Here is a 12,252-nt window from a genome sequence, read left to right on the forward strand (position 1 = left end):
CGAGGGAAAGGATTAGGGATGGTATTACCTAACCAAATGTGATTAGTTACAGTCTAAAAATCCTGCCGGGTCTGGCTCTATTGTGGTTAACCACATAAACGAGGCGGGCTTGATCTGGCGCAATAGAAAGGGGTCATTTGTCGCATGGAGCGCATCACAACATTCCTTATGGTGCTCATCGTTAGCGCGCTGACCTCCCCTGTTTTCGCGGCCGACTGGACCATCGGTATCCTGGCATTGCGCGGCGATGCAGCCACCCGCCAGCACTGGCAACCGCTGATCGATGGGTTAAACCGCAGCGTCCCCGATACCCGTTTTCAACTCCTTCCCCTCGACCTTAACGAGATGCGCGAGGCGGTGAACACCGGCCGCGTCCAGTTCGTGCTGACCAATCAGGCGCAATTCGTCCAGTTAAACAGCCACTATCATTTGCGCTGGCTGGCCTCGCTGCGTTCGGGGGACGGGGCGACGGCCGAGAGCATGGCGACCGGTAGCGCCATCCTGGTTCGCCGCGACAGCCCGATCCAACAGCCGGCGGACCTGACGGGGAAAACCCTGGGCGCGGTCGATGCGCAGGCGTTTGGTGGCTATTTGCTGGGCTATCGCGAATTGCAGAAGGCCGGTTTACAGGTGGACGACCGGCTGACGGTGCGCTATATGGGTTTTCCGGCGGATGCGCTCCTGTACCTGCTGCGTGAGAACGCCATCCAGGCGGCGATTGTCCCGGTGTGCTTGCTGGAGAACATGGATAAAGAAGGACTGATCGACAAGCGCGCTTTTCGTCCGTTGCTGCAAAAAACCAGCGATTTTCCCTGCGTGACCAGCACCGCGCTGTATCCCGACTGGTCTTTTGCCGCCCTGCCTGGCGTTGGCGATCGGATCGCCGATGCCGTCGCCAGATCGTTGCTCAACTCGACGCAAAGCAACGGCTGGCGCTGGGGCGCGCCGGCCTCAACCAGCGACACCGAGGCCCTGCTTCGCGAGCTGCACCGCCATCCCGAACAGCAGCGCATGGCGCAGACGCTACTCGGCTGGCTGGACCAGCATAAATTGATGATCGGGGTGATATTATTATTACTGGTGCTTTTTATCGCCAACTATGGCTGGGTGATGGTGCTGGTCCAGCGGCGCGGTAAAGCGCTGGAGCAGGCCAACCAGCGTTTACGCGAACAGCAGCAGACTCTGGAACAGGCCAGGCAAATGAGCGTGCTGGGGGAAATGGCCTCCGGCTTTGCTCATGAGCTGAATCAGCCGCTGTCGGCCATACGGATGTATGCGCAAGGCGGGTTAAATCATCTCTCGCGGCCCGATAATCAGCAGGCCCTGACGACCGCCCTCAGCCATATTGACTCTCAGGCCGAGCGCTGCGGGATGATCATCAAACATCTACGCAGCTGGGCGGCGTCCGAATCCGCACCTGCCAACGCGACAGAGCCGAATGTTCGCTGCGATGTCGCCCACACAATCGGGCATGTGCTGCGGCTTTTGCAACTGGAGAATATCCGCGTGCACCATGACGCCACGCCAACGGCCGGCTTGTGGCTGCCGCCGATTTTACTGGAGCAGGTGCTGGCAAATATTCTGCTCAATGCCGTTCAGGCGGGTGCCAGCGACCTCTGGGTCAGCGCAAGCCCCCCTGGCGCGTCGCCCACGATCGTCATTCAGGACAACGCCGGCGGCCTCACTTTGGAGCAGCAGAGCAACCTGTTTCGCCCTTTCCACTCCAGTAAAAAAACGGGCATGGGGCTTGGGCTGGTCATCTGCCAGCGCCTGCTGCGCCGCGTCAACGGCGAGATCCGCGTTGATAATCACCCTGCACCGGATGGCCGGCGTGGGGTACGGGTCACCCTGACCTTCGCTACCGGGACAGATAACGAGAACAGACAATGATCCATTTGGTCGATGACGATGATGCCGTCACCCGTTCATGCTGCTTTTTGCTAGAAAGCATGGGCTACAGCGTACAGTGCTGGAATCACAGCGAGCAGTTTTTACATGAAGCGCCACTGACCACCACCGGTATTGCGCTGCTGGACATGCGGATGCCGGTCATGGACGGCCACAGCCTTTTTCAGGCGATGCGCGAGGCCGACAGCACGCTGGCGGTGATTTTCCTCACCGGACACGGCGACGTGCCGATGGCGGTCAAAGAGATCCAGCACGGGGCGGTGGATTTTCTCGAAAAACCCGTGGCGACGCCTGCGCTGCAGGCGGCCATCAGCAAAGGTTACGAGCACTCTGCGCAACTGACGGCCATGCAGACGCTGAAGCGACGCTTCGACACGCTGACCGCCAAAGAGCAAGAGGTCGCCCGCTGTGTGGTCGCCGGTCTGATGAACAAAGATATCGCCACGCACATGCATATCGCCGTGCGCACGGTCGAGGTGCATCGCTCCCGAGTGATGGAGAAAATGGCGGCCAGAAATATGGCGGAGTTTATCGGACAGATGCGCCAGATCGGGTAACGCGACGAGTTTCCGCTGCCGAAAAACCGCACTCCGCCATTAACGTCTGCATCAGTTCCGCGGCCGACAGCGCGCGGATCATCCCGACGTTCTCCCCGGCCCAGTGGGCGCCAAACCCCTGCTCGCCCATCGCTTTTGCCGCGCTGGCCAGCGCTTTACCCGCATCGTAAGCCACCGGATACGCGGGGACGTCTGACGCGGCGTGCTGGCGCCCGAGCTGGCAAAATGCGTTATCAATGCAACGGGCGGGACGACCGGAGATCGCACTGGTCAGCACCGTTGGCGGCACAGGCTGGCGAGTCAGCGCCTGGCGATAGCCAGCATCCGCCGAGGATTCCGGACAGAGCAGGAATGCGGTGCCCAACTGGGCGCCTTGCGCACCTAGCTGCATCAGGTGACGAATACCGGCGCCATCCATTATTCCGCCGGCGGCCACCACCGGCAGCGATACGGCGCGGTTAATGGCCTGAACCAGCGCATCCGTTGACAGCTGGCGATCGTCGCCCAATGGGTCGAAGATCCCGCGATGACCGCCTGCCTCATAGCCCTGAGCAATCACGATATCAATCCCCTGGGCGGCAATCTGCTGCGCCTCCGCGACGCTGGTGGCGCTGGCCATGGTCACCACGCCTTTCTCCTGCAGACGGCGAACCAGGGTCTTGTCCGCCACGCCGAAGTGAAAGCTGACCACCGCAGGTGCGAGATCGAGCAGCAGTTCGGCCATCCGCTGATGCCCGAGAAAGCTGTCATAGATTTCTGCCAGCGTTTCCGGCGGCTCGTAGCCAAAACGGGCAAAATACGGCCTGAGCGCCGCAATCCACCGGGCTTCCCGTTGTGGGTCCCGCTGCGCCGGCGCATGACAAAACAGATTGACGTTAAAGGGTTGCGAGGTCTGCTGGCGGGTGGCGTTGATCAGCGCTTCCGCCTGTTCCACCGTCGAAGCGCCTAATCCCAGCGAGCCCAGGCCGCCTGCGTTACTGACCGCGGCGGCCAGCGCCGGGGTTGAGACACCGGCCATCGGCGCCTGGATAATGGGGTATGCAGTATCAATAAGCTGGGTGAGGCGATTCATGCCGGGAATCCTGTCTGAAGATGTGATAACGGATACTTAACTTCTCTTTTTGAGATGTTAAGATCAATATCATTTCCATTTTAAGAATAAAAACTATGAACCACACCACGTTGCAGATATTTAAAATGGTGGCCCAGGAGCACAGTATTACCCTGGCGGCGAAAAAGTTAGGCCGTGCGCAGTCGAACATCACCACCCGGATCCAGCAGCTGGAAGAGGAGCTCGGGGTCGAGCTGTTCGTGCGGGGGAATAAAAAAATGGTGCTCTCCGCTGCCGGCAGCTGCTTCCTCGATTACGCCCGGCGGATCCTGAGCCTGGCGGACGAGGCGAAACAGGCGCTGCACCCGGCGACACCGGCGGGAAGCCTGCGGCTGGGCTCGATGGAAGCGGCGGCAATCAGTCGGCTGATGCCGCGACTCCCGGCCTTCCGGGCGGCCTGCCCGGAGGTTGAACTGACGCTACAGGTAATGCCGACCCAGCCGTTAATCGAGCAGGTGCTGAACGCCACCCTCGACTGTGCGCTGGTCTGTTTACCGCTGACGGCCGAAGATGAGCCCGCCTGTCCGGCGGAGATCGAATTTGCGGAACTCTATGTCGAACAGTTGATGCTGGTCACCGCGGAAAAGCCAGGTAACATCCGGCTGGCGGCCTTCCCGCGCGGCTGCAGCTACCGGGCGATCGCCGAAGCCCATTTTGCCGCAGACGGGAACGTCGATATTCAGGATGTCGGCTCGTATCAGGCGATGATCGCCTGCGTGGCCTCCGGCGGCTATGCCGGGATCCTGCCGCAAAGCGTTATCGAACGGATGACGTTGCCGCAGGGCAGCCAGCTGCAAGCCATACAACCGGCACGCACCCAGCTGATCTGGCGGCGAGGCTACGGCTCCCCTGCGCTGACTGAATTACGCCGCGTTATGACCTCTGCCACTGCTGGTTGATGCACATTAACTGCGGCGAGGCGATGGCGGCAACACCACCAGCCCCGCCGCCAGAAACAGCGCTGCGGCCGCCGCGATCAACGACAGGCTAAAGGAACCACTTAGCCGATGGAGCGTACCGGCCACCAGCGGCCCGACAATTTGTCCGACCCCGTACAGCGCCGTCATGGCGGCGATCATATTGAAGCTGACCAGGTGATTCAGACGTCTGGCCAGCGGCAGCGCGATGGTCACCGTCCCCATAAAGGTAAAGCCAACCAGCAGCGCGCTCAGCAAGCACATCCCTAACGACGGCTGCCAGGCCGGCAGAATGACGCCCGTTGCCTGAACCAGCAGATTACCGGTCAATGCCCGACGATAGCCGAATTTCACCACCAGTTTGTGCCAGATAAAGCACGACGGCACCGCCGCAAGGCCAAACAGCGCCCAAATCTGCACCGGATCCACCCCGCCCAGCGAGCCTGACAAAAACAGCGGCAGATAGGTCGCGGTAATGATGTAGCCAAATCCTGCAAGACCGTACACCAGCAGTAAGGTCCAGGCCCCGGCGGTTTGCCCTTGCCCTGCTGTTAATACGCTTTCCGCCTGCACTGACGTGTGCGGCGTTTCGAAGGCTGGCGTTAATAGCAGACGCACGGCCAGCAGCAACAGGATCGTTGCGCTGACCGCGCAAATAAGCCATATCTGCGGGCTGGAGAGCGCCCACGCTTTGCCAAGGGCGATAATTTCGGCGGATAAGAAAATCCCCATCCCGACGCCAGAATAGAGCACCGGTGCGCCATTATGTTGCTTCATATGCTGGAGCAGCCACAGCGAGGCGGCAATCAGCGTCACCGCGCTGAGTACCCCGGCGATACCACGGACCACGATAATTGCCAGCGGCGTGGTGACCCAGGCCAGCAGCGCCAGACACACCAGGGTGAGCCCGACCGAGACCAGGCTCAGCCGCGTGCTGTCAGCCGGCCGGGCTTTTGAGAGCAGCAGCGCTCCCAGCAGATAGCCCGCGTAGTTGACCGATGCCGCCAGGTTTCCCTGGCTGAGCGAGACGATCTGCTCGCTCAGCATGACCGGAAGAATACCGGTATAGGCAAAACGCCCGAATCCCATCCCGATAATCAGCACCGCTGAAGCGGCCAGCGCTAGCAGAAAAGCCTGAGGTTTCGCCCGAGGTTTACGCACATTCATAGTCTGTCTCTGTGATGTGAAAACCCAACTGTAGCGGAGCCCCACAAAAACACTTCGTTGCCGGGCGAAATATGGCGGCAAGGTAACCCGATCAGCGGCTGCTTAACGCCAGACGGGCGGCAAAGAGCATAAACACCCCGCCGGTGACGCGATCCATCCAGCGAACAACCGGCGGTTTTTTTAACACGCCGGAGGCATAGCGCGTCGCCAGAATCAGGGTTAATGACCACAACGTGCCTATCAGCACATGGATCGCGACCAGCAGGAAGGTCCAGATCACCGGCGAATGGCCGCTTGGGATAAACTGCGGCAAAAAGGAGACGTAGAAGACCCCCATTTTGGGGTTCAGCACATTACCGAGCATCCCTTTGACAAACCAGTTGCTGGTTGTCGCCGACGTGCCGGGCTGAGTGTCAAAGCTCTGGCGCGGGCGAAGTAAAAGCTGGATCCCTAACCAACACAGGTAGGCCGCGCCGCACCACTTCAGCAGGTTATAGGCCATCTCCGAGGCGGCGAGGAGCGCCCCCAGTCCAAACGCGACAATCGCGCCCCAGATAAAACAGCCGGTATCAATACCCAGTGCGGCCTGAAACGCTTTCTTACCGCCTTCAACGCTGGAGGTGCGAAGAATCAACGCGGTATCAAGTCCAGGGGTAAGGGTCAACAGCAAGGCGGCTAAGGAATAAGCCAGAAGGGCATCGGCGACGGACATCTACTCTTTCTCCGAAAGCGATGATTCTATGGAAAACGGGCTGCGTCAGCAACGAGAGAAATGTCAGCAGCCGCCCGTTGCGATGGTCACGACGGGCAACTGCTGACATTGTCTTTTACTCGTTAGCTGTCGGTGGCAAACCGGAGAGCCTTCATCATACCGCCTCGCGCAGCCAGGGCGTGATGGTCAGGCCGGTCAGCAGCCCTTCCGGGCTGAGCAGCCGCGTGACCGTCTGTCCCCATGGCTCTACCCGATTGGCGATCAGCAGTTGATAACCTTTAGCGAGCAGCTGATCGGTGGCGAGCGCAATATCGCGCACTTCGAACTCAATCCACGCCTGAGGTACCGTGACTTCGGCGGGCCATTGTTCCTGACCAAAGCAGGACGTCGCCGCCTGGGCCAGCGGCCAGAGGGCAAAATGTTTCACCCCTGGCAGCGCATCCTTTTCAGTCAGCAGGTAGTCGGGATTACCGGGCATCGGCTTCAGGGGAAGCCCCAGCGCCGAACAATAAAACGAGTGGCTGTCAGCGGTGTTCTGCGTAATGGGGCCAAATCCCGCCACAAACAGCACTTCACTATGCGCTAAATCTTCAGTCATGTTCCCTCCTGGATAATGAGCAAGCCGATGAGGCAGAGAGAAAATATATACAGTGAAAACCCGGACTTGCACAGATTCGTCTTGTCGCAATGCGAATTTTGGTGGGTTCGGCTGAAAACGCATCCTTTACTCGTCCCGACGGCTGGGTCTGCGCTATGCTGATCGCCCGTTTGTTTTCACTGCCATGGCGTTATGACCTCTTCAGTCAGTAATACTCAGCTTAATCTGCGCATCATTTCGATCGTCGTCTTCACCTGCATCTGCTATCTGTCGATCGGGCTTCCGCTCGCCGTGTTGCCCGGCTATATCCACTATCAACTGGGCTACAGCACGCTTATTGCCGGGGTAGTCATCAGCCTGCAGTACATTTCAACCCTGTTCAGTCGTCCGCACGCCGGGCGCTATACGGATATCTGGGGCCCCAAAAAAGTGGTCAGCTTCGGGATCGTCTGCTGCCTGCTGAGCGGGCTGTTTACGCTGATTGCCGTAGGGTTGCAGTCGACGCCACTGCTGGCGATTGGCGCATTGCTGATTGGCCGCGTATTTCTCGGCGTCGGCGAAAGCTTTACCGCCACCGGAGCAACGCTGTGGGGAATTAAAACCGTCGGGGCGATCCATACCGCGCGCGTTATCTCGTGGAACGGCGTGGCGACCTATGTCGCGATGGCGGTAGGTGCACCGCTGGGGGTACTGCTGAACAGCTATTTTGGCATCAGCGGCTTCGCGGTGGTGGTGGTGGCGGTGGCGTTTGTTGGCCTGCTCTTTGCCCGTACACGCCAGGATGTCAGCGTGACGGCGGGCGTGCGCGCGCCATTCCATGTGGTGGTTCGTAAAATCTGGCCCTACGGTCTGGGCCTGGCGCTGGGCACGGTCGGATTCGGGGTTATCGCGACCTTTATTACGCTCTACTTTTCTGCCCATCAGTGGCAAGGCGCAGCCTTTACGCTGTCGCTGTTCAGCGTCGGGTTTATCTGCATCCGGCTGGTCGCCGGCAATATGATCACCCGTTACGGCGGCGTGCGCGTCTCGCTGGTCTGTTTTGCCGTGGAGTGTGTTGGGCTGATGATCATCTGGCTGGCGCCTTCCGCATGGATTGCCGGCTTCGGCGCCCTGCTGACCGGCTCCGGCTTCTCGCTGGTATTTCCGGCGCTGGGGGTTGAAGCGGTACGCCAGGTTGAAGAGCAAAACCAGGGTACCGCGCTGGGCACCTATTCGGCCTTTCTCGATTTAGCGCTGGGGCTGACCGGGCCAGTGGCTGGATGGGTAGCCGGGTATTACGCGCTGGATACCATTTATCTTCTGGCCGCCGTGGTCGTGGTGCTGGCATTTATTCTGATTTTTCGCGTTTACCGACAACAACGTGCCAGTTTAGACCCTGCATAAAGTCCGTGCTTTGGTCACCACCGAGGCGCTGTACAGGCAAAAAAATAATCACTCATTGACGGGGATTCTGCATCCGTGCCAACATCCCCGTCACATCTGGTAACAGATGTACTGGCGTAACGGGTGAAATAACAGAGATCGCAGGACAACGATCCAGGCCCGCTACGTAGCCCAATCCGAATCACTGGCCTGTACAGTGAGTCCCTGAGTCTGGCGGGAAATACGCAAATGCATCAAAGTTTTAATCAGCGTGTTCATTTCTACTACTGCATTCTGGTGGCGCTGAAAATACATGGAAAATCAAAAAAATCAGGTGGCGTCAGGGGGAAGAATAACTTTCTGCTGAAGTGGTTACGTAAAGCCCAGGACAACAACATTTTCCACCCGGATATCACCAGCGAAATTGAGTGGTTGCGCGGAAAAATCATTCAGGCCGGTTATGACACTGACCTGGAGCCGATGCTGGATTTTGTCTACGCCACGGCGAAACGGGCTGAAACCCTCAAAGACAGCGAATAATCCCCGTCAAAGCCTGGCTCTCCGGCTTCTCTCGCGGTCAGCGGGATGATGCGTTTTAGCGACGAGAACCACGTGACGCTGTCACTTTTAGTGCCCACCATCGGTAACAACAATCAGCAACACTAAATGCGTTTTACCTTCGAGCATTGCCCTCTATGCTGATGAACGCGCTTAATTGTATCCGGAGATATGCATGGCAGACTGGAATCCCTCGTTATATCTGAAGTTTGGTGCCGAACGTACTCGCCCTGCGGCAGAATTAGTGGCCCGCATTGCAGACCAGCCGGTGACGTTTGCCGTTGATTTGGGCTGTGGACCGGGGAACAGCACCGCCTTGCTGCATCATGCCTGGCCAGAAGCCACCATTGTCGGGGTCGATAACTCACCGGCGATGCTGGAAGAAGCGGCGCAGGCCCTGCCGTCCTGCCACTTTGTCACCGCCGATATTCGCGAGTATCAACCTGAACGTCCGGCCGATCTTATCTATGCCAACGCGTCGCTGCAGTGGTTGACGGACCATGAAACGCTGTTCCCGCAGCTGGTCAGCCAGCTTGCACCGCATGGCCTGCTGGCGGTGCAGATGCCGGATAACTGGCAGGAGCCGTCCCATACGCTGATGCGTCAGACGGCACAGGAGCTGGGGTATGCAGAGAGCGGACGCCATCCGCTGCCGTCGGCTCAGGCCTACTACGATATTCTGACCCGCAGCGGCTGCGAGGTTGATATCTGGCGCACCACCTATTATCACCCTCTGGCATCTCACCAGGCGATTATCGACTGGCTGCAATCGACCGGGTTACGCCCGTATCTACAACCGCTGGATGCCGAACAACGCGAAGCCTTTCTCCAGCGCTATCTGGCGTTGCTGCAACAGCACTATCCGTTACAGTGTAACGGAAAGGTGCTGCTGTTATTCCCGCGCCTGTTTATCGTAGCCCGCAAGCACAGCGTCTGACAAAAGATCGTAACAACGGCGCCGGGATGGCGCCGAATGGCAGGTTTACCAGGAAAGATGATGCACCAGTGAGAGATCCCACGCGGTGGCCAGCAGTGACAGAAACACAATCAGGTTAATGGCGGTCTCAATACGTTTTTCCATTTTTCCTTCTCCTGAATCGTTTTCAGCGGTCAGACAGGCTGAGTGAAACCACATCCTACTGCTTATAAACGTTACAGCGTCACGCGATAACGTACGTAATCATCGGCGGGAGTAAACTCGTCATACAACCGGCGGGCAGGATTATCGTTGCGAGTATGCCAGTACAGGCGCGACCAGCCCTGAGCTTTGCCCTCGGCGTGCAGGGTCTGCAGGAGTTGCCTGGCGATACCCCGGCCGCGCATCTGCGGTTCAACAAACAGATCTTCCAGATAGCAGATGGGGGTTTTCACCCATGTGCCCTCGTGCAAAACGCAGATCGCAAAACCCACCACGCGGCCGTCCACTACCGCGACACGTCCCAGCACCGGGGAGGCGTCATCGAGCAGACGTTGCCAGGTAAATTCGGTCACATCCTCAGGTTGCGGACTGCCGTAAAAGCCGGTGTAACCTTCCCACAGCAGCAACCACTGTGATTTATCATGTTGATGAATATCACGAATCTCTACGGCCATGGGCTATCCTCTTTGGCGTTTCATCCATCAGGCGATGTCTGCACGAACGTGTGCGATGTAAGCCCACCCGGAATGTACGATAAGCCATTATTTTCCGGTCAGAAAATTAGTTCAAGCACCGAGGGCACGATTTGCCTCTATTCGGCTTTATCTGGAGATTGTCAGGCAGGCCTGCTAAGCGAACGTTTCCCGATGTTCCAGACCTGCTCGGGCTAAGTATTCATAAAATAAATAAGTATGTTGTAACTACTGAGCGATAATAAAAAAACCCGGCAGCAGTATGGCCGGGTTCTCATCACATCACGACATCATCGTATCAGCACAGCGGTTTGACAGCTGCACGCATGCCACGCAGTAAAATTGCGTCCAGGTCCAGGCTCACCTGCTCTACCAGCCCCGGGATCTGCGTCAGGTCCTGCTCCCAGTGGGAGGTTACCGACAGCACGGCTTTAACCAGTTCACTGGTGCAGAGCTGCGCATCACGATGCTGCGCCCAGAGGGTCTGGAAACGGGTCATCCATTCGGCATCATCCTGCACCGGATAGCTTTCGCCATCGCGCTCTCCCCGATAAAACGCAATCAGTGCCGCCAGCGCGAACGTCAGACGGGCCGGGAGTTTGCCCGATTTTGCCTGCCCTGCCAGCAGCTGCGGCAGAATACGCGTGCGGTATTTGGTCATGCCGTTGAGGGCGATAGACAGCAGCTGATGCTTAATGTACGGGTTGCGGAAACGCCCGGTCACGGCGCTGGCAAACGACTCCAGCTCGTCACGCGGCAGATCCAGCACCGGAATGATCTCTTCATAAATCGCCTTCTCGACGAAAGCGCAGATCTCCTGGTCATTCATGGCTTCACCCACGGTATCCAGACCAGCCTGGAAGGCCACCGGTACCAGCGCGGTGTGCGCGCCGTTGAGGATCGCCACTTTGCGCTCTTTGTACGGCTTGATATCGTCAACAATCAGGACGTTAAGCGGGAGTTTATCGAGACGCAGCTCGGCAGCCAGCGACTTCGGCCCCTGGATAACGAACAGGTAGAAATGTTCGGCGGTCGCCAGGAAACCGTCTTTATAGCCCAACTGGGCTTCAATCGCTTCGGCTTCATCGCGCGGATAGCCGGTCACAATGCGGTCCACCAGCGTAGAGCAGAAGGCATTTGCATCTTGCAGCCAGGTGATAAAGGCTGACGGCAGCGCCCACTCGTGAGCATAGCGCAGCACCAGTTCACGCAGCGCTTCGCCGTTGTAGTCAATCAGCTCGCAAGGAATGATGATCCAGCCTTTATCCGCCGCGCCCGCAAAGTGGCTGTAGCGTTCGTACAGCAGACGGGTCAGCTTCGCCGGGTAGCTCACCGCCGGCGCATCGTCGAAACGATCGCCCGCGTGGTAGCTGATACCGGCTTCGGTGGTATTGGAAAACACAAAGCGCATGTCCGGATTATGGGCCAGACGCAGGAACTCGTCGTAATCCGCGTAGACGCTGATCTCCCGATTGACCGAACGAATCAGGCGCGCGTCGCTGACCGCTTCGCCCTGCTCGTTCAGCCCGCGAATGATGGTGGTGTACAGCCCGTCCTGAGTGCTGAGCGAAGGCGGGAACGCACTCTCGATCGGACGAACGATGACCACCCCGGCATTCAGGTCGGTATGCTCATTCAGCAGGTCCAGCTGCCAGTCGACAAAGGCGCGAAGGAAGTTGCCTTCGCCAAACTGAATGATACGTTCAGGGTACTGCGCGCCGGGGAAATCACGACGATTTAATGTTTTCACA

At 58.4% G+C, this 12,252-nt stretch carries 12 protein-coding genes; 6 read left to right on the forward strand and 6 right to left on the reverse strand.

The annotated features are described in order from the left end of the window. Positions 1 to 144 precede the first annotated feature (144 nt). Both ttrS and ttrR read left to right on the forward strand, forming a co-directional pair. The gene (gene ttrS, locus EDF82_RS04460; protein ID WP_227540101.1) at positions 145 to 1,890 is read left to right on the forward strand and encodes a tetrathionate respiration histidine kinase TtrS; all 1,746 of its coding nucleotides are present in this window, start codon (positions 145 to 147) and stop codon (positions 1,888 to 1,890) included. Further along, the gene (gene ttrR / locus EDF82_RS04465; protein ID WP_123754385.1) at positions 1,887 to 2,465 is read left to right on the forward strand and encodes a tetrathionate respiration response regulator TtrR; all 579 of its coding nucleotides are present in this window, start codon (positions 1,887 to 1,889) and stop codon (positions 2,463 to 2,465) included. The genes ttrS and ttrR overlap by 4 nt, the downstream gene beginning before the upstream one ends. Here ttrR and EDF82_RS04470 read toward each other — a convergent pair. Further along, the gene (locus EDF82_RS04470) at positions 2,437 to 3,537 is read right to left on the reverse strand and encodes a nitronate monooxygenase family protein (RefSeq protein WP_123754386.1); all 1,101 of its coding nucleotides are present in this window, start codon (positions 3,535 to 3,537) and stop codon (positions 2,437 to 2,439) included. The genes ttrR and EDF82_RS04470 overlap by 29 nt on opposite strands. 95 nt (positions 3,538 to 3,632) lie before the next feature. Between EDF82_RS04470 and EDF82_RS04475 the strand changes: the two genes are divergently transcribed. Then, positions 3,633 to 4,475, forward strand: coding sequence for a LysR family transcriptional regulator (locus EDF82_RS04475; RefSeq protein WP_123754387.1), 843 nt, complete (start codon positions 3,633 to 3,635; stop codon positions 4,473 to 4,475). A 6-nt stretch (positions 4,476 to 4,481) separates the two neighbouring features. On the opposite strand, the gene EDF82_RS04480 is transcribed toward EDF82_RS04475, so the two are convergent. The 3 genes from EDF82_RS04480 to EDF82_RS04490 all read right to left on the reverse strand — a co-directional run bounded on the left by EDF82_RS04480 (position 4,482) and on the right by EDF82_RS04490 (position 6,970). Beyond that, on the reverse strand, positions 4,482 to 5,660 hold the full coding sequence (locus EDF82_RS04480) for a YbfB/YjiJ family MFS transporter (protein WP_123754388.1): 1,179 nt from the start codon (positions 5,658 to 5,660) through the stop codon (positions 4,482 to 4,484). 91 nt (positions 5,661 to 5,751) lie between these two features. Next, the gene (locus tag EDF82_RS04485; RefSeq protein ID WP_123754389.1) at positions 5,752 to 6,372 is read right to left on the reverse strand and encodes a LysE family translocator; all 621 of its coding nucleotides are present in this window, start codon (positions 6,370 to 6,372) and stop codon (positions 5,752 to 5,754) included. A gap of 154 nt (positions 6,373 to 6,526) precedes the next feature. Next, positions 6,527 to 6,970 (reverse strand): glyoxalase, encoded by a 444-nt coding sequence (locus EDF82_RS04490; RefSeq protein WP_123754390.1) that lies wholly within the window; start codon positions 6,968 to 6,970, stop codon positions 6,527 to 6,529. Between the two features lie 192 nt (positions 6,971 to 7,162). Here EDF82_RS04490 and EDF82_RS04495 point away from each other — a divergent pair, with 192 nt between their 5' ends. The 3 genes from EDF82_RS04495 to tam all read left to right on the forward strand — a co-directional run bounded on the left by EDF82_RS04495 (position 7,163) and on the right by tam (position 9,827). After that, the gene (locus tag EDF82_RS04495) at positions 7,163 to 8,353 is read left to right on the forward strand and encodes an MFS transporter (RefSeq protein ID WP_123754391.1); all 1,191 of its coding nucleotides are present in this window, start codon (positions 7,163 to 7,165) and stop codon (positions 8,351 to 8,353) included. A 228-nt stretch (positions 8,354 to 8,581) separates the two neighbouring features. After that, positions 8,582 to 8,872, forward strand: a complete 291-nt coding sequence (locus EDF82_RS04500; protein ID WP_123754392.1) for a hypothetical protein — start codon at positions 8,582 to 8,584, stop codon at positions 8,870 to 8,872. Positions 8,873 to 9,065: 193 nt separating this feature from the next. Next, positions 9,066 to 9,827 (forward strand): trans-aconitate 2-methyltransferase, encoded by a 762-nt coding sequence (tam, locus tag EDF82_RS04505; protein ID WP_123754393.1) that lies wholly within the window; start codon positions 9,066 to 9,068, stop codon positions 9,825 to 9,827. A gap of 215 nt (positions 9,828 to 10,042) precedes the next feature. On the opposite strand, the gene EDF82_RS04515 is transcribed toward tam, so the two are convergent. Together EDF82_RS04515 and EDF82_RS04520 are read right to left on the reverse strand one after the other, a co-directional pair. Then, positions 10,043 to 10,483, reverse strand: a complete 441-nt coding sequence (locus EDF82_RS04515) for a GNAT family N-acetyltransferase (RefSeq protein ID WP_123754395.1) — start codon at positions 10,481 to 10,483, stop codon at positions 10,043 to 10,045. 316 nt (positions 10,484 to 10,799) lie between these two features. After that, positions 10,800 to 12,251, reverse strand: a complete 1,452-nt coding sequence (locus tag EDF82_RS04520) for a tagaturonate reductase (protein ID WP_123754396.1) — start codon at positions 12,249 to 12,251, stop codon at positions 10,800 to 10,802. Position 12,252 lies beyond the last annotated feature (1 nt).

The organism is Klebsiella sp. BIGb0399, assembly GCF_003752615.1.
GTDB lineage: Bacteria > Pseudomonadota > Gammaproteobacteria > Enterobacterales > Enterobacteriaceae > Klebsiella > Klebsiella lignicola.